Annotated in this window: 16 protein-coding genes; 1 reads left to right on the forward strand and 15 read right to left on the reverse strand. The window is 68.7% G+C overall.

Annotation, left to right across the window (positions count from 1 at the left end; genetic code table 11):
• Positions 1-383: 383 nt before the first annotated feature.
• From ACFWPS_RS43840 to ACFWPS_RS43910, 15 genes are all read right to left on the reverse strand, one after another.
• Positions 384-1238 (reverse strand): alpha/beta fold hydrolase, encoded by an 855-nt coding sequence (locus tag ACFWPS_RS43840; RefSeq protein ID WP_383716982.1) that lies wholly within the window; start codon positions 1236-1238, stop codon positions 384-386.
• Positions 1239-2520: 1282 nt separating this feature from the next.
• Positions 2521-4419: a hypothetical protein gene (locus ACFWPS_RS43845; protein WP_383716985.1), complete on the reverse strand. Its 1899-nt coding sequence runs from the start codon at positions 4417-4419 to the stop codon at positions 2521-2523.
• 1165 nt (positions 4420-5584) lie between these two features.
• Positions 5585-6010 (reverse strand): NUDIX domain-containing protein, encoded by a 426-nt coding sequence (locus ACFWPS_RS43850; protein WP_383716987.1) that lies wholly within the window; start codon positions 6008-6010, stop codon positions 5585-5587.
• A gap of 11 nt (positions 6011-6021) precedes the next feature.
• Entirely contained in the window at positions 6022-6825 is an 804-nt protein-coding gene (locus tag ACFWPS_RS43855; protein ID WP_383716989.1) for an STM4013/SEN3800 family hydrolase, read from the reverse strand.
• The gene (locus tag ACFWPS_RS43860) at positions 6822-7325 is read right to left on the reverse strand and encodes a hypothetical protein (RefSeq protein WP_383716991.1); all 504 of its coding nucleotides are present in this window, start codon (positions 7323-7325) and stop codon (positions 6822-6824) included. The genes ACFWPS_RS43855 and ACFWPS_RS43860 overlap by 4 nt, the downstream gene beginning before the upstream one ends.
• Complete coding sequence (locus tag ACFWPS_RS43865) at positions 7318-7956, reverse strand: dTMP kinase (protein ID WP_383716993.1); 639 nt, start codon at positions 7954-7956, stop codon at positions 7318-7320. The genes ACFWPS_RS43860 and ACFWPS_RS43865 overlap by 8 nt, the downstream gene beginning before the upstream one ends.
• Positions 7953-8978 carry a radical SAM protein gene (locus tag ACFWPS_RS43870; protein WP_383716996.1) on the reverse strand — a complete coding sequence of 342 codons (1026 nt, stop codon included), beginning with the start codon at positions 8976-8978 and terminating at the stop codon, positions 7953-7955. Before ACFWPS_RS43870 ends, ACFWPS_RS43865 begins: the two co-directional genes overlap by 4 nt.
• Before the next feature lie 231 nt (positions 8979-9209).
• Entirely contained in the window at positions 9210-9731 is a 522-nt protein-coding gene (locus tag ACFWPS_RS43875; protein WP_383716999.1) for an NUDIX domain-containing protein, read from the reverse strand.
• Between the two features lie 10 nt (positions 9732-9741).
• On the reverse strand, positions 9742-10362 hold the full coding sequence (locus ACFWPS_RS43880) for a hypothetical protein (protein ID WP_383717002.1): 621 nt from the start codon (positions 10360-10362) through the stop codon (positions 9742-9744).
• Between the two features lie 100 nt (positions 10363-10462).
• Complete coding sequence (locus ACFWPS_RS43885) at positions 10463-10876, reverse strand: hypothetical protein (RefSeq protein WP_383717005.1); 414 nt, start codon at positions 10874-10876, stop codon at positions 10463-10465.
• Between the two features lie 297 nt (positions 10877-11173).
• Positions 11174-11737 (reverse strand): MarR family transcriptional regulator, encoded by a 564-nt coding sequence (locus tag ACFWPS_RS43890; RefSeq protein ID WP_383717008.1) that lies wholly within the window; start codon positions 11735-11737, stop codon positions 11174-11176.
• A 99-nt stretch (positions 11738-11836) separates the two neighbouring features.
• Complete coding sequence (locus ACFWPS_RS43895) at positions 11837-13201, reverse strand: glutamine synthetase family protein (RefSeq protein WP_383717011.1); 1365 nt, start codon at positions 13199-13201, stop codon at positions 11837-11839.
• Positions 13202-13207: 6 nt separating this feature from the next.
• Positions 13208-14638 carry an amino acid permease gene (locus ACFWPS_RS43900; protein ID WP_383717050.1) on the reverse strand — a complete coding sequence of 477 codons (1431 nt, stop codon included), beginning with the start codon at positions 14636-14638 and terminating at the stop codon, positions 13208-13210.
• 131 nt (positions 14639-14769) lie between these two features.
• Positions 14770-15714: a hypothetical protein gene (locus ACFWPS_RS43905; protein ID WP_383717014.1), complete on the reverse strand. Its 945-nt coding sequence runs from the start codon at positions 15712-15714 to the stop codon at positions 14770-14772.
• Positions 15715-15899: 185 nt separating this feature from the next.
• Positions 15900-16379: an ATP-binding protein gene (locus ACFWPS_RS43910; protein WP_383717017.1), complete on the reverse strand. Its 480-nt coding sequence runs from the start codon at positions 16377-16379 to the stop codon at positions 15900-15902.
• A 545-nt stretch (positions 16380-16924) separates the two neighbouring features.
• Between ACFWPS_RS43910 and ACFWPS_RS43915 the strand changes: the two genes are divergently transcribed.
• Positions 16925-18037 (forward strand): DNA-binding protein, encoded by a 1113-nt coding sequence (locus tag ACFWPS_RS43915; protein ID WP_383717019.1) that lies wholly within the window; start codon positions 16925-16927, stop codon positions 18035-18037.

Here is an 18037-nt window from a genome sequence, read left to right on the forward strand (position 1 = left end):
CGCCCTCCAGTCCTCCGTTACTGCCCTCTACGGGCAGCCCGCAGCGGAGGGACTGGTGGCTCTCCAGTGACTGCGCGGCACGGGAGCTGTCGCACATGTACCTGCATTGATGAACTGCAGGGGTTGCCGCACCCCGGGAGCAGGGCCCGGGACACCCGCCGTATGGGAAGTCGTAGGACGAGACTGGGGCGACCCGTGGTGAGCGCACCGGCCATCTCTGCGAAGTTCTCGATCGGGACCCGACTGCCTTCCAGGTCTCGTGGTGTTGACGTTCAGCCATTGTGCGAGCGCCGCCTCACAGTTGTGTGAGGCGGCGCTCGCACAATGGTGCGACCCCACGGTCGTCCCCCCATCATGCGGGGGCGGCCGTGGGGTCGAGGGGGTCAGGCGGAGAGGAAGTCGGCGACCTGCTTGGTGAAGGCCTTGGCGTACTGGAAGAGGAAGGCGTGGCCGGCGCCGGTGTAGAGCACGAGGGTGGCGTTGTCGAGGTGCTGGACCGCGATGTAGGAGTTATGGGCGGGGATCAATACGTCGTGCAGGCCGTTGGCGTACAGAACAGGTTGCTTGATGGCCTCCAGCCCCGCCCGCATCTCGTCGAAGGGGACGGCAAGAAGCATGCCCACCGCGGCGAGCTGGCCGTTCGCCGCCGGCTCGGAGATGCCGGGGCCCCTGGCTGCGAGCCGGGTGGAGACGTGGCTGAAGTGGTCCCGCCCTGCAGCGCGGGCCGCGTCGGTGTCCGGATAGAACAGGTGCATCATGTCGTCCTGGTCGCCGCAGTCGGGCTTGGACATGATGCCCAGGACCTTCTCACTCATGGGCGGTGCGCCGGGCACCCAGCCGGCCGGGCCGCTGCCGGCCACGATGAGCTTGCGGACCAGTTCGGGGCGCCGCACCGCCACACGTTGGGCCACGATGCCGCCCAGGGACCAGCCCAGCAGGTCCACGTGCGCAAGGCCGAGCGCCTCGATGAACTCGACGGCCCCCTCGGCGAACCCTTCGAGGGAGTCGCGCGGTTCACCGTCGGTGTAGCCGACGCCGACGTTGTCGAACAGGATCACGTCGTGGTCGGCGGCCAGGTAGTCCAGGAACTCCGGGTCCCACCAGTCGATAGTCCCCCGGAGCCGGTTCAGCAGGATCAGCGGGACGCCGCCCTGCGGACCCATCCGCCGATAGGTGAAGCGCGCGGAGGGGCCCTCGACGGTGAGGTCCTCGGCTTTGTCTGCCAGATACGTGGTCATGGTGTGCTTCTCCTGCTGATGGGGTGCGTGATATCTAGCGGGTCTGCTGGCACAACACACCGACGTGCCGGGACTGCGAGGCGGAGTTCTGTTCACCCGCGCCCGATGTACTGAGCTGGCGCTACCGACCACGTCGTTGACGTAGACGTCACCTGGTGCGCGAGTTCACCCGAGGCGGATCAGCCGCCGCGACAGGTGACGCCCATGTCTTCGGACTCATTCCGATCACCTCGGAATCCGCCTCCCCAAGCGCAAGGGCGCCACCCCGGGGCCAACAGTTAAATTACGATCGTAATGTTATGTGCGGGAGGTGGCGGGCGCAAGTGAGTCCTTGCGGCCGACTACGGCCCGCGGCACGCCACGAACGATCAGACAACGAGCCAGCGCAACGCGTGACGGGTGTGAGGTCGCCCAGCCCGACACCTGCCGCCGACGCCGCGGAATCAATGAATTACGCCGACCAGGTGGACGCCCCATCTCCGTCCAGGGGGCGTCGAGTCCGGTCACAGCAACGTTCATGGCGTCTCTCTCCTGCGGCGGCGCGGCTGTTCGGCGGCGCCGGGTGTGGGACGCGGGGTGCTGGGCGAGAGGGGCGGACGGGGGTAAGGGGCCGTGGGCCCTCGGAGGCACCTCGTACGGTGGCGCGGAGCAGGCAGGGGGCGAAGGGGTCGGCTCGGAGGGTTGATGAGGCGGTAGACGCGGTCGAGTGCGCGCTGGGCCTTTCGCGCGTACCACTCCGGTGGCCGTGAAGCGGCACCTGGACGGGACCCGATCCTGTCGCTCGCCGGCCGGCCGGCGGCCGTATGGCGGTAGCGGTAGCGCCGACAGCTGCCGGGGTGTCACCTGTGCCGAGAGGTGAGTACGGGCCGTACCCCGAGTGGCTGCGGGATCAGTTCGAGGGGGCGATCTGGCGGCTCCGCACCAGCAGCCGGTGGCGGGAGACACCCGGCGAGTGCGACCCGTGGCCTACTGTCTGTGGCCGCTTCTGGGTGTGGAGGAACGCTGACGTCTTCATCGCATGGCTCGAAGGCCTGATCGCCGACGTCGCCCGCCGGGGACAGGCGGACTTGTCCCTGGCCGGCGTGGGCTCCACGACTGCCCTTGCCCGCCATGACGCAGCCGGGATGCGCATCGGCGACGAGGTCGTGGACGCCCTTGGAAGAGGCTGCCATGGAGCAGGAGCAAGCCCGGCAAAAGGTGTCATTCGGCGAGTCGGGCCGCGGTGCGCGGGCAGCCGGTCGACCGGATCGGCCACCCGCACTCCACCGACAGAACCGTGGTGTCAGTCGCCGTTGCCCGGCTGGGTCCACGTCTGTTCGTCCATTGTGGTCGTCATGGTGCCGGTGGCGTCGAAGTAGTTACCCAGTGCACGTGGTGACAGAGCGAACCCGTCGGGTCCGGTCACCTTGGTGCCGGTGTGCCGTCCGGACAGTCCCAGGTTCTCGTGCCAGGTCACGGAGCTGATCGTGGTGTCGCTGCCCCGCTCGGCGCTTTCCGTGCCGTTGACGACGTCCGTGCCGTTGTCGCTGAAGTCGCGGTAACTGACCTGGATCTTCGTGATCAGCGCGTTCGAGGCGTCTGCGGTGATCACCACGTCGGCTGTTCCGTGGGACTTGCCCGGCAACGTGTAGCTGCCTGCGGGCAGGTGTGCGCGGGTCGGGAACGCCTGGCCCGCCGTGTACGGGGTGCCCCAGGGGACGGAGTCGGAGATCGGGGCCGGCGGGGTGGCCCGACTCGGGTGGAGTTCGGGGAACCGGGCGATCATGACCCGGCTGTGGCGGCCGCCGGGCTCGGTGGACACCGGGCAGGGCAGGGGGTTGGCGCCGCCGCACGCGGGCGAGGTCACCAGGTTCTCCGGCCACACCACCGCGGTGCTGTCCGCCAGCCACACCGGGTCGGCACCGGCGTTCCAGGCGGGATCAGCCCCCGGGGTGATCGGGACGCCGCGGCCGTCGGCCGCGTGGACGAGGTAGGGGAGGAAGAACCGGCGCTCTCCGTTGTTGCGGATGCCCGAGATATGGCCGGTGGTGGGCAGCTGGTCCGTGATCGGCGGGATGCCCTCCATCCCGGAGATGAAGTCGAGGCGGCCGGATCCCACCACCTCTTCGGCGATCAGCCACCGGCCGTCGGGGGACATGAACATGGGATCCGTGTACTCGGCGTGCCGGGTCAGCGGGCGTGACCGGCCCGTGGCCAGCGAGGTTGCCCACGCGTCTACGCTGTCCGACTCGTACGACTGCACGCCCAGAGCCGCCTTCCCGTCACTGGTCCAGCCCCGGAACTCCCCGATCATCCCCGCCGGGTTGAACCTCAGCCGGTTTCCGCGCTCCACGACGTAGGGCTGGTACTGCGGGGCGTCATTGTACAGCAAGGTGACGTGCGTGAGGTTGTAGCGTCCGGCGGCCCTGTCGAACTCCAGTCGACCTACGGAGCCGAACTCGTCGTAGGCGCCGTTGTCCACGACGGCGGTGTTCCAGCCCAGGTGTACCCCGTCCGGATTGAGCCGCCACTCACGGGTCTGGCCACCGCCGATGGTTCCGCCGAGCGGCCGGCCGCCCAGCTCGATCGGGGAGATGTGCATGCGGTCCGGCGTGCAACGAGGGTCGGTCACCTGGTACCTGCCGCAGTCCAGGACCCCGTTGCCGACCAGCACCCGGCGGTCGCCGGGAAACGCGTACGGCGGCGGATAGGTGTAGCTGGCGGTGTCGATGTCCTGCCGGTTGGCGGCCGGCACACCGCAGGTCAGGCACTTCCAGCCGTCCCCGTTGGAAAAGGTGGTGCCATCGGTTCTGACCAGTAACACCTGGGGCCCGCTGTAGACATTCGCCGGATCCGGCGCGGGAGGGGCGCCGGCGAAGTTCACTCCGAGCAGCACGTAGCGGGGGTCCGAGAAGAAGCCCGGCGACCCCAACGCACCCCAGGCGGCTGAGACGCACCCGGTCCGGTGCGGGTTCACCGTGGTCGTGCACGAACCGGGGGCCGCAGAGGGAGCTGTCGGCGGGACGGGGAGCTCGCTGATGTCAGCGGCCGCGGGCAGTCGTACGCTGCCCTTGGTTACGGCCGACGGGGCGGACGTGGCCGCCGGCGCTGCCTGCGCGGACAGAAGAACAAGTGCGGTGGCGGACAGCAGCACCGTCTTGAGGTGGCCAATCCCGCTTCTGGCTGTGCTCGTGTGTCTCACGTCGTTTCTCCTCCACGCCATCCATACGGCGGAGCCCGATTGAGCCGATTTGGCAGCAGCGATTGCAGTCTGTGAGAATAGCGTTCTCGTCATGGGTGGCCAAGGAGTTGCGTCGTGGTCGCTGAGGGCAGCTCTGGTTGCGCAGCTCGTCCCGAGGTGAGCAAGGAGTTTGAGTGCGACTCCGCCGACGCCTCAGTCCAGTCGGCGACAGGGCTGGGCGTGTGCCATCTGGCTATCCGGCGGGACTCCGCTGGGGAGCCTGCGGCGCGGGCCCGGCGCCCTGGGAACTCTCTTGAGAGGGCCGGATGTGATCCTCGCTGATCGTGTTCCTGAGACCCGCCGGCATCGCCGCTGCCAGCGCACCTGCCCCGGTAGCCGCATCCCCTGCACATCGGCGTCGTCCACCACGAACAGGTCCGCCCGCCGCCGCAGCACCGGCCCGCTGCGGGCAACCGCCGCCGAGCGCTACGTACGGCGGTACAGCGCCAGTGAGCGCAACGCCATCTGCTGCACCATCCGATCCGCGGGAAACCGAACTTCGCGATCGCCTGCAACGTCACCGGCACCGCCGTACCGTCCCGCAACCGACCGGGCAACGCCATATCCAGCAGACAGGTGAACTCCCGTAGCCACATTCCCGTCGTGACCGCCAACTTGGCAGCCGGCATAGCCCGACGGTCCAGCGCTTGCGGACCACGGTTTCCGGTGCGAGACGCACCTGGAGCGACCGCTCCGCACACTCCAGCACTCGGTCCAGCGATTCCCGGCGTAGATCCACAGCGTGATGTGCAGCCAGCGTCATATGCGGGACCGTGGCAAGAACTGCGTACCGGCGCCCCGGAAGGAATCCCTTTTCGGGGGTGGCGGCCTGTACTGGTGTGGGGGCGTGTGGGTGGGGCAGCGCCGAGGTGCTGCGGGATTCTGCTGTGGTGGTGGCGGCCGCGAAGACGCCGAGCGCCGCCGTTCTCTGAGTAGGTCTTGTTGACCAGGTCGCGTGAAGACGTCCGCTCGACGCCCACACGACCGCCACCACCACAAGCAGGAGGACGGCCCACATGCCCTAGCCAGAGGCATCACGGGCCCAGCTCGAAGTAGGCGGTGACAGCCCTCACTGCTCGAACACCCTGGTGACTCGACCTGACGCCCGGGGGCTGTTGGAAAGGAATTAGGTCGCGTGGTTGGCCAGAAAGAGAGCCAGTGGTCCGGCGGGCAGGAGGAAACGCCCCTCGTGAGCGGCCTGCACCGCGTCGTCCATCGGCCACCACATGAGCTTGAAGTCCTGCTCCGTCTCGGTGAGCTCTTGCGCGCCGAGCGTGAGTTCACGGGCCTCGAACAGATGGACCCGCGCCGTAGAGCCGAGAGTGATCGCGTACGCGCCGAGTGGGCGCCACCTTTCTGCGGTGACTCCTGCCTCCTCGCGGAGTTCGCGGCGGGCGCACTCAAGCGGGTCTTCGCCGGGCTCACGGCGGCCACCGGGGAGAAAGAGGAACTCGCCCCCGTGGTTGGGGAAGTCGGCGCTCAGCAGGGCTACCAGACCCTGTGCGTCGCGAGCCACAACTACGGAGGCGTCTCGCATCACTTCGGTGCTCATGCCGGATGAGCCTAACGGCCGGCATGTACCCAGGCGGCGAAAGGCACATTGAACACCACTGGGTGGGCGATACCACGGCCGTGGTATCCGTCGTCGCCGTAGGCGTCCCCGTGGTCGGCGCACATGATGACCAGCCACTGCCCGTAGGCGGACAGACCGTCGAGCAGTCGGCCCACGTGAGCGTCGGCGTAGGCGAGCGCTGCGGCCTGCGAGGCGGTGCTGTCGGTGCTGCTGTCCAGATAGTGACCGTGGGGGACGTGTGTGGCGGAGACGTTGACGAACAGGAACAGCGGCTGCCGGCCGTCGTACCGGTCGGCGATGCCGAGGGCTTGGTCCGCCTGGTGGCGGGTGGAGTCGGGCTCGGGAGAGCCGAACTCGGGCCGCCAGTGCGCCTCATGGAACATGGTCGGCAGCACCGAGCCGAGCGGCGTCCCCGCGGAGAAGTAGGTGACTCCGCCCACGCACACCGTGCGGTACCCATGCACGGCGAGGCCATCGAGCAGGTTCGGGGCGTCGAATATGAACGTCTCGGGGGGAACCTCCTTGAAGGTCGGCGGACGGCATTCCCACAGGCGGCTCGGCTGCTCCGGCCGTGGCAGCTTGGGCAGGAAGCCGGAGAAGAACGCCATGTGCGCGGGCAGGGTGAACGTCCCGGGTGTCTGGCGTCGTTCCCACTGCCCGCCGGGCAGCAGCCTGGCGAGGCGGGGAGTACGGCCGTTCTCCACCGTGGTGTGGGCGACGTCGTGACGCAGTGAGTCGAACGTCACGAACAGGATGTTGGTGCCCGAGTCGATGATCTGCGCTGCGTCGATCACGAGCGGCCTCCGGTGGCCGGACCGGGGGGCCACGGCTCGATCGCGCCTTTGGCCCCGGAGTTCACGGGACGGGGTACACGGTCCTGGTCGATGAGGCTGCGGATGGCCGCGAGCCCGTTGGTGTTGTCCAGGAGTGCGCCCTGCGCGGTGTACAGGCGGATCCGTACGGCGGTGACGTCACCGGCGGTCTCCGAGGACAGCCATGCACCCGGGGCCTCAATGGTCCTCAGTTCGGCCAGGAGCTTCTCCTCGGGCTGCCATCCGAGGTAGCGGACGGTGCAGGCGTAGTGCTGGGCGTTGATCGCGCCTTGGCACAGGCGGTCAGCGAATTCGGTGCTGACCGGGTGTCCGTCGTGGGCCACAGCGAGGCGAGAGGCCTTGGCGGTGACCACGAGGCAGGCGCCCAGCCACCACCCGACGCCCTCGTGGATCTGGCCGGGGTATTGCCCGACGGCGCCGCCGTCACGGATGACGGCGGCCGGGTCGATCGGGTTAAGCAAGGCTGCGCTCCAAGTCGGCGATGACCCAGTCGGCCAGCTCCGCCGGCGACTTGTCGTCGGTGTCGAGCCAGACCGCGGTGTCGTCTCCCTCAGCCACCCGGGCGAAGTTGGCGAGCAGCCGCGGGAGCCGATCGGGCACGTTGAGCAGGTCGGTGTCGTCGCTTTTCACGTCCGCCTTGACGGCCAGCCGCTCGCGCAGTTCGTCCTCCGAGCAGCGCAGGTAGTAGGTGCGGGTGGGCGCTGTCAGGTAGTAGCGGAAAGGCTCCAGGAGAGCGGTGACGGCGTCGACGGGCACGCGGTGGACGGCGGCGTGGCAGGCGATGACGGACGACAGGTAGCGGTCTGCCACGACCGGGCCGTGAGCGCAGGCCTGGCGTATCCGGTCGGAGGTGTGCAGAGCGCCGGACAGGTAGAACGCGAACTGGGGGAGCGAGCGCAGGTCGGCGTTGACGGTGGAGGACCATCGGGTGTGCGGCTCGGTCAGCGTGTGGATGCGAGAGGCATTCAGCCGCTTGGCGAGAAGGCCGGCCAGGGTCGACTTGCCGATGCCGGAGATGCCTTCCAGGACGACGACCGGGTACGGCTCGGTCTCGTAGTAGAAGGGCTGGTACGGAGGCGGCGTGCGGGTCATAGCGTCCCCTCGGTGAATGACGCGACGTGCCCGGTGACGGCCGCGGCCAGCCGGTCCGGGTCGGAGAGGAGATCGGCCACGTTCAGGCGCAGGTCGTCGCGCAGCAGGCAGGGCTGTACGCCGCCGTTGTGGTCCACGCGCAGGGCCCAGAAACCCTCAACGCACTGGCTGCGCAGCGGGCAGGTGCCGCACTGGCCGACGTGGTGGCGGCCGAGGTCGCGATGGATGACGTCGATCTCGACGCCGTCGATGCGGAAGACGCGCCGGCCCTGGCCGACCCCGGCGATTTCGACGTGCTCGTCCGAGGTCAGCGTGCGCAGGTAGGCCAGGATGGCGTCGGCCGAGACAGCTGAGGAGGCTCGGGCCTCGTTGAAGTCGGTGCCCACTAGCTCGATGAACTGCACGGGCAGGCGCCGTTCCAGAGCGAAGTCGAGGATGTGCGCCACCTCGTGCGCATTCTCCTGTTGGAGGAGCGTGTTCAGCTCGACCTGAGGGAAGGTCTCCCGGGCCGCCTCGATGCCGTCGAGGACGGTGTCGATGGTGATGCGGGTGCCGGCGATGGCGCGCAGGCTCTCGTCGGAGAAGTAGTGCAGCGACACCTTCACCTTGTCCAGGCGGGTTCGCGCGAGCCACGCCTGGTGGGTGCGGATGCGGGTCCCGTTGGTGATCAGGGTGTACGAGGCATCCGGGGCCTGCTCCGGCAGGCCTTCCAGAACCGGCCGGGCCATGGAGGACGTCAGTGGCTCTCCACCGGTGAAGTACACGCGCTTGAGTCCTGCGGCCATCAGGGCGCGGATCAAGGTCAGGTAGCCGTCCGGATCCAGTGCTCGGGGGCGCGGTTGCAGGGAGCGGTCCGCCTTCGTCAACGGGGGCGGGACGTCCCCCTCGTTGTGGCAGAACCAGCACGCGATGTTGCACCGCGGCGTGAAGGAGACGCGGAGTTGTCCGCGCAGAGCAACGAAGTTTTGCAGGGCCGTGGAGTCGACGGCGTCGGCTTCTACCGGCCTGGTCAGCTCTTGCATGCTGGCCTCCAAGCCATCCGTGAGGTCGGACCCTCCGCCTCCCGATCGGGGAGGCGGAGGGGTGAAGGGGGTGAGACCCGGTGCGGGTATTCGCTGTGCCGTGGGGGAGCACGGTGATGGAAGGCCCGCGCCGGGAGTTGGTGGCGAAACCGCCGCGGTGCGCGGGCGGCTTGTGGCGCCGAGCACGATCGCCGGAAGTTGGCGAGGCACTGGCGCCCGTCGATTCCAGCTCTAGGCGGCTGGACCGCTGACGGCTTGGCTGCCGTATTGCGGGTCGCCGAGGAACAGTTCGGCGACCAGTCCCGTCTTAGCGGCCAGGAGGCTTTGCTGGATGCGCCGCAGGGAGTGAGCGACGGCGAAGTGGCCCAGCTGGTCGCGGTCGATCCACTTCGCTTCACCGAAGCCGCCGACCTCGGTCACGGTCGGCTCGACGTCATCGGGGATCTCCACCTGGTAGACGTAGTTGGTGCCTTCCCGGTGCTGCCCCGGTTTCTCCGGTACGTCGTCGATCACGAGCAGACGGCCGGCTGTCGCCTGGAGGCCCAGGCGCGTGGCGAGGTGCCGGCTCAGTCCGGCACGGCGGAGTTCGTTGGCGGCCACCGAGCCGCCCGGCAGCCCCCACTGGGAGATGGACTGCCTGTACGGGCGGGTGACCCCGAGCAGCTTCGGGCCTCGGGTGATCAGGGCATGAACCCCCACCCGGCGAGGCGGCGGGTCCGTGAACCAGTCACTGACGTCTTGCCCGTGGGACATGAGCTCTCCTTCATGCAGGTGGCTGGCCGGATTGAGCCCCCTCGTGTTGGCCGTGGTGGTCGCCAACGGCCGGGGCCGAGGAGTCTTGTCCCGGTCGCCGAGCGGGAGTTGAGTAGCCGCTCGGGGACAGGAGTTCGGTTGCGGATTGGGCCGGTCGGCGGTGGGGGGCACACCGGTACCGGGCTCGCGTTACTGGGGGGGCGGCAGGTGCCGCCACAGGGCAGTCGCTGCGGATGTGTGCGTAGACCCAGAGGCTGGCGATGAGGAGCGCGCCGACCAGGCAGGCGACGGTCGCCATGTGCGGGCCGGAGACCACGTGTTGGCTGGCGACAGCGGGCGCGCTGATGAGCGGGTAGAGCGCGACGAGGGCGCCTGCGACGCCGAGGAAGTCGATCGTGATCGCGGTCCAGGTCCAGGCGGGGGAGTTGGGCTCGCGGGAGGTTCTGGGGCTGACACGGGCGACGACGAGGGCGGTTATGAGCCCGGCGGCGCTGACGACGGCGAAGATCGCGAAGAGGGCTGGGCGGTTCCAGATCAGAGTGCCGACCAGGGTGAGGCCGAGCACGTTCATGGCGGGATGGGTGTAGCGGCACAGGCTGTGTGGGGTACGGAATTCGGGAGTGGCTGACATGCGTGTCTCCTGAGGAGAGTCTCGGCGGGACGACGTCGTAAATCGGGAGCCAGCTCCGTACTCGCGGTGATGGAGCTGGCTATGTAGGTGGGGCGGAGGCCTATGTCGGCCTGACGGAGGCCATCAGCTCCTCGGGGCTGACCGTCGCTACGCCGTGGAGGCTGACCACGGTGAAGCTGGCGAGCGTCCAGCGGCTGGCGGGTGCGGCGATGTCGACGTGGGTGAGCTCGCCGGGCCGCGCCCCGACGTGAGGAAGCGGCGCCAGCGTCTCGGGGTCGTGGATGACGCCGGCGACGCCGTACAGCGTGGCGCGCTCCACCAGCGCGATGGCATACCCCTGTCCCAGCGGCGGGCAGCTCTCGGTCGCTTCGATGGCGCAGGGTGGATGCACCGGGGGCGCGGCCGTCGTCTCGCCCTCGGCGATCGGTCTCGCACCGCCCAGCAGGTACAGGGTGCGGCCGTCCGCCCGGGTGCTGGCCGGGCCGCTGCACACCTGGCACAGGCTGTGCGCCATCGCCCGCCGCTGCCGGTGGGGATGGACCAGGCGGAAATCTGGCTCCCCGCGGCCCGGGGCGAGAGCTGACCGGATGGACAGGATTCCGTGGCGGCGATCGGTTTGGGGGTCTTCGTCTTCGAAACCGATCCCCTCGCCGGCTCGCGTGACGTGGCGGACAACGCGCGGCTGGGGAACGGACTCCGCCGTCCACCGGGTGATGTACGGCACGGGCCTGCCACGCCAGTACAGCCTTTCCGCGACCACCCCGTCGCCGAGGCTGGTGCCCCTCGTTGTCCGGGCCGAGTCCATCGGTGCCTACCCTCCCGTCGGGATCAGGTAGGTGCCGCTCACGGGGTGGGTGACGCCGATGACCTGGCCTATGAGGGACGCGTCCACAGAGGTGGAATCGCTGTCGGCTGCGGGGAGCTGCTGGACGGTCAGGTGGGCGCCGGAGCGCAGGGCGCGCCTGGCGTGGCGGTCGAGCGGCACCTTGAGGACGACAACGAGGTCTGTCCCGTCGCTGTGTTCGTCGCTGCTGTCGTCCAGGAGGGGGCAGCCCACGACCTGCACCGTGGCTCGTTCCTGGGGCGATGCAGTGCCGGCGAGGACTCGTCCGCGGAAGCGTCCGTTGGCGCGGTCGATCAGCCCCCGCGCCTCTAGCCGGTCGAGTTGGTAGGAGACGGATGATCCTGAACGGAGTCCGACCGCCTTGGCGATCTCCCGAATCGTGGGAGGAAAGCCCTGCTCAGCGCTGACCTTGCGGAGGAAGTTGAGGATCTGTAACTGGCGGCTCGACAGTCCGCGGGGCGGCGATACGTCAGTGTTCTCGGCATCCGGACTCGCACTGCGGGGGGCCGCCGGTACGGCAACGTTCGTCATCGGCTTCCTGGGCAGGTCTTCTTGTGGGTGGAGTGGAGTGCCTCCCTGCCGCCAGGCGAGGAGGTGTGCCCGGCGGCAGGGAGTAGGGGACCAGGGGTCTCACGCAAGGCTGAGGAGCTCGCGTTCGACGTCGGTGACCTTGCTGCGTTGCCTGTCGACCTCGGCCTGGGCCGCCCGGCTGTAGTGAACGACGACCTCGGTACCGAGCAGTTCGTGTGCGAGCCGGTTGCTTTGGAAGTCCCTGAGGGCGTCGGACAGGTCGCCGTGGAGGGGCGCGGACTCGCCGTCGGTGTAGGCGTTGCCCAGGCACGGGGGCGGCGGGGTTAGTTTCTCGTCGAGGCCGTGGGCGATGGCGGCGAGCGAGGCGGCGGCCGCCAGGTAGGGGTTGGCGCTGCCGCCGGGCAGTCGGTTCTCCAGATGGGTGCCGTCTCCGTGGCCGGTGACCCGGATGGCGCAGCCGCGGTTGTCCGTGCCCCAGTTCATGAACTGGGGAGCGAACGAGTGCGGCGTCACGAACCGCTTGTAGGAGTTGGTGCTCTGCGCGATCAGCGGCGCCAGGTGCGGCATGGCGGTGATCAGCCCGGCGATGCTCTGGCTCAGGGCCTCGGTGGGCAGGTCACGGCGTGAGCGGGAGGCGAAGAGCGGCTGACCGTCGCGCCAGAGCGACAGGTGCTGATGCAGGCCGCTGGTCACGCCGGTGACCGGCGAGTCCATGAACGACGCCGTCATCCCGTACCGCCGCGCGAGGTGCTTCACGCAGTGCTTGTAGACCGTGTAGTCGTCGCAGGCCCTCATCACGTCGCCGTAGCGGAACGTGATCTCGGTCTGGCCCTTGCCGCCCTCGGTCTTGAGGGTTTCGGGCGGCACTCCGGCATCCCGCAGCGCGTGTTCCAGGTAGCCGAAGAAGTCCGCCACGCGGGGCGGGTGGTCGAGGTCGTAGTCCATGTTGCGGTCCATGACCGGCTGGCCGTCCTCGCCGTGGAGCACGAACTCGCTCTCCAGACCGAGCCGCGCCTCGACCCCGAGTTCCGCGAGGCGTTCCAGCTGCCGGCGCAGCATCTGGCGGGGGGCGACTTCGATGAACGCCCCGTCGTCGTCCATGGCGTCGCAGTGCACCAGGGCGAGGCCGGGCATGTAGGGCAGCACGCGCAACGTGCTCCAGTCGGCCACCACGCGCATGTCGTGGTAGCCGTCGTCCCAGCTGGTCAGGTCGAAGCCGCTCAGGGGGTCCATGTCGGCGTTGGTGGCCAGGAGGTAGGAGCAGGCATCTGCCACATGCGTGCCGTCGCCGTCGCTGAGCCGTTCGAGCAGAGCGAGGCCGCTCACCCGCTTGCCCTTGAGGCGCCCCAGCATGTCCGGGATGACCACCATCACCGTGCTGACGGTGCCGAGTCGTATGAGGGGCCCCAAGTCGTCCAGAGTGAGGCGCTTGCCGCTTTCGGCAGGGATGCTCTCGGTAGTCATCACAGGTCAGAGGCTTTCGTTCAGCAGGGATTCGCTGGGCTGGGCGGCGCGGTCGGCGGTGAGCTGGTAGGCCGTCCTGCCGCGGGTCAGCCAGGTGACCCAGGCGAACAGGAGCGCGATCGCGAGGGTGACGCCGGCGTAGTTGAAGGACTTGGCGGTCTGGGGCAGGCAGAACACCACGGTGATGACCACGACGTAGACACAGGCGATGACCGAGATCGGCTTGCGCCAGGCGCCGAGGGTCCACGCCCCCGGCTGGTAGGCGGTGCCCTTGCGCAGGGCGAGGTAGACGGGGATGCCGTAGGCGGGAATCATCCCGACGGCGTTGATCGCGGTGATGGCCCCGTAGGCGGCGACCGACCACAGGGCGGGCAGGGCGAGGACGAACGGCACGATCACCGAGAACCACACGGCGCGCACCGGCGTCTTCGTCCGCTCGTTGACCCGCCGCCAGCTCTGCCACCCCGGCAGCGCCCGGCTCCGCGAGAACGCGTAGACCATGCGGGCCGATGCCCCGACCTCGGCGTTGCCGCACAGCAGCATCGCGATGATCACGACCACCAGCAGAATCTCGGCACCCGTCCGGCCGAGGACATCGAGGAAGATCTGCGCGGGTGCGGCCCCGGTCTGGGTGTTCAGCGTGCCCTCGTAGTCCTGGACGGCGAGCAGCATGCCGGCGAGGAGGATGAACCCGGCCACCCAGGACACCCCGATGGAGCGGACGATGCCGCGGGGTGCGGAGACCTGGGCGTTGGTGGTCTCCTCGGCGATGTGGGCGGAGGCGTCGTATCCGCAGAACGTGTAGCCGGCCACGAGGGAACCGATCAGCACTACGTAGGCCGGGCTGGTGAAGCCGGTCTCGTTGTGGAAGGTGAGCAGGAAGGACGGAGAACGGTGCTGGGCCGGGGCGAGCATGAGCGCGCCGACGATGGCGGCGACGCCGCCGAGCTGCCACCACACTGATATCGAGTTCAGCGCGTTGAGCACGCGGACACCGGCGGAGTTCAGCAGCCCGTGCACGAGCAGGATGGCCGCGAAGATCAGCATGGTGGTGCCGGTGGTGGGAGTGAGGTTCCACTTCATCTGGAGGAAGGCGCCGGTGAAGGTCGCTGCGCCGTAGTCGATTCCGGCGATGGCGCCGAGCAGGCCGAGGAGGTTGAGGCAGCCGGTCACCCAGCCCCAGCGGGCGCCGCCGAGCTTGCTGGCCATGAAGTACGGCCCGCCGCTGGTCGGGTAGGCGGAGACCACGTCGGCCAGGCACATGCCGACGAGGAGGGTGAAGAAGCCGACGGTGACCCAGGTCCCGAGCATGACCACGGGCCCGCCGGTGCCCATGCCGAGCCCGAACAGGCTCATGCCGCCGGCGAGGATGCAGATCACCGAGAAGCTGATCGCGAAGTTCTGGAACGGGCTCGTACGGCGGGACAACTCAGGCATGATCCCGAGTTCGGCCAGGAAGGCGTCGTCGGAGGTCGGTCTGCTGCGGCTGTGAGACACCAGAGATCCACTTTCGAATCAGGGAAGGGGGACGGGACAGACGGGAGGCGTTGAACGCCAAGGCGGGTGGCTTATGGGGCTGCTCGTTTGGCGGGCGAGCGGCGCAGGGTGGACGCGCGGGCGGTCAGGAACCAGTCCTGCCAGTTCGTGTAGCGGCCCAGGACCGTGTTGACGTCCTGCCAGGGCTGGGCAGTGACGTAGGGGCCCATCGCTCGCAGCACCTCGGCGGCCATGTCGGTTGCGCCGTTCGCGACCAGGGCGTGGGCGAGGTGGCTGAGGTCCGACATCGACACCCACGGGTACTCGTCGGGCGGGATCTCGGCGAACCACCTGCCGTAGGCCCTGACGGCGTGGCCTCCGGCGTTCGCGGTCTGCCAGAAAGTCTCCCTGCCCGTCACGCCGTCCTCCCCGTGCTCCACGCGGTACTTGTCCACGAGGGCGTACACGGGAAGCAGCCACAGGTCCGCGCTGGGCGGCTTTGACAGGAGCATCCAGCACGAGAACTCCATCGCGGCCCCAGGACTACAGACGGTCTGGAAGTACTGGCGCATACGGTGGTAGCCCTCGCGATTGCCCGGATGGCGGGCGTTGACCTCCCACAGCAGGGGCCAGGGACCGCGGTGATGCATTCCGTGATCAAGGCCACCGGCCGCCGGGGGCAACTTGTCCCACGGCTCTGGGCGGGTCCGCGCGTACGGATCGAGCAGGTGGGACGGGAAGGGAAGTTGCGCGAGCAGGATCTTGTCGATCCAGGGCACCGGACACGCGGGCAGCAGATCGGCAGCTCTCTGGCATGCCTGCGCGGCCCACTGAGCCGCGCGCCTCACCACGTCCTCGCTCTTGCCCCGGCGGTATGCGTCGAGCGCCGCCCGGGTGAGCACCCGCGCCCACATCATGGTCGCGTCCGGGTTGGCCGGGTCCTCGTCCAGCCAGAGTTTGAACACGCCCGGCTCGCTGGCGCCGGCGGCCAGCAACTGGCTGCGGCTTGTCCTGAGCCCCCAATTGTGGCCCGTCATTCTGAGGAGGTCCCGGGCGGCGTGGTAACGCCCCAGCTGCAGGTCCTGTAAGGCGTGACGAAGGTCAGCATCCGTACCAACGGGACTGACGATCAGACGCATGTCATCGGGGGCGCCGCGAGCGTTGAAGTGTGTGAACACGGCACCAGTCGCTAAGGAATCAGGCATGGGGGAGGCCTTGAGGATCAGAAATGGGTGTAGGGCTTCACTGGGTCTCGGAGCGAGGGGGCTCGATCAGGTTCCAATGCGGCAGGCTCCGGGCACGGGACCTCCGTGGGCAGGCCGAGCGTGCACCACGCTCGGGTGCCGTCTGCGGTGAACCCCCACCTGCCACCTGCGTCAGCCACCAAGGCGTCGACCAAGAACAGGCCGCGGCCGTTCTCCGCGCCGGCGTCCGGTTGCTGCACCGAAGGTGCCGGGGAAGGGGTGTGGTCAGCGACCTCGATGCGTAGCACGAAGCCCGACGGCATCCAGACGCGCACGCCGACGGTTTCGGATGTGCCGTGCAGAACGGCGTTCGTGCACAACTCCGATACGAGGAGCAGCAGGGTGTCGACCAGTTCGTTCGGCACGCGGCATTGGCGGCACCAAGCACGTGCGACCTGTCGGGCCCGCTCGACGCTCACCGGGACCGCAGGCAGCGCAATGTCGAAGCCGGCCGTCATGGGGTATCGGACGGGCACCAGAGGCGGTGGTACCTCAAGCGGTCTGACCAACCCGGAAGGTTTTGGGGGCATTCGGGTGACTCCCTGGCCTCTGTGCTCGGTCGAGCACTCTCAGCGAAGTAGGCGATCAGAGTTCACCCATCCCGGGTCGCTCCGCCATGACTTGCGACATGGCTTCTTCGGCGCTCCCGGGCGACTGAAGTGGCCTCGGGGTAGCTTTGAAGTGGCTTCTTTGCGGGGGATGTTGTCCCCGGGAGCAATGGCGGTATCCCTTTCCAGAGAAGGGATCGATTCGTAGGCCGATCGTTTGCGTCTCGCAGACTGGGGGCGGAATGAGGACTGAGCCGAGGACGCTGCTCGCATGGCTGTGCGGCCGGGACAAGGTCACCTACCGCCGGTTCGCACAGGACTTCGCCAAGCACGGTGCGCGGATCTTCGGGAACGGCAGCGCCAGTCCGACATGTGGCGAGACGCAGTTCCGACGGTGGACGGGCGGTCAGTTACAAGGTCTGCCGGTCCCCGAGGCCTGCCAGATTCTTGAGGCAATGTGGCCCGGCTACACGGCTGAGCAGCTCTTTGGGCCGCCGCCGAAGACAGATCCCCAGGCACCCGCGAAAGACCTGGAAGAACGAGTTCGAATGACCGCAGAAGAAGCCCTTGGCGGCGCCGACGCGACAGCTTCGGCGTCCATCTCCGACAACACCATCGACGAACTACGCGACCAGGTGGGGGCCGTAGCCCGCAGGTATCACCTGATACCGCCCGCCGAGGCCTACGAGAGCGTCGACAGGCTGCGCCTGGCGATCGAGCGGCAACGGGACCGGACACAGGTTCCCGTCCAGCAGCAACAGCTCATGATCCTGAACGGGCAGGCCGCCGCTCTTCTCGCGGTCGCCGCGTTCGACCTCGGGTACTTTCCGAGTGCCCGGAGCCTGGCGCGTACGGCCGCCGTGTTCGGCGAGGCAACCCGCTTCACACCGCTGCAAGCCTTCGCTGACGGCACTCTCGCTTACATCGCGTACCACACGGGCGACGCCACCGAGGCGGTGGCGAAGTCCGCCCGCGCTCTGTCCTACGGAGGTCTCGGGGACATGGCGCACCGACGGCACCACGCGATCAAGGCCCGGGCCCATGCGCATCTCGGCGATGTCGCCGCAGCCCGACAAGCGATCTTGCTGTCCTCGCAGGAAGGCCCGGGCATCCGGGACGATTTGCACGACGGGGTGGGCGGTGAGTTCGCCTTCTCGCTGGAACGCTTGGCCATGTCCACCAGCACAACGGCCCTGGTCATCGGCGACGCCGCGCAGGCCGAAGCCGACGCGCGGCGCGCCCTGGAGCTCATCGCGCAGCGGCCCAGTGAGGAGCAGTCGGCTCATGTGCGGGCAGGTGCGGCCGCCGACCTCGCCCACGCCCGCCTGATCACGGGTGACGTGGATGGCGCGGCAGAGGCACTGCAGCTGGTGTGGGAGGTCCCCGTGGAGAAGCGGCAGACGGGCATCGTCGTCCGGACAGCCCGCATCGGACGGCACTTGAATCGGCCCGAGTACCACGGCTCTCCGGTCCCCAAGGAGCTGCGGGAGCGGATCGAGGACTTCAACCGCGTCTCCCCGCCGCACCGCATCGGCCCGCACATCGGGTTGCTCGCGATCGAGAGCTGA

The organism is Streptomyces sp. NPDC058457 (assembly GCF_042720695.1).
Lineage (GTDB): Bacteria > Actinomycetota > Actinomycetes > Streptomycetales > Streptomycetaceae > Streptomyces.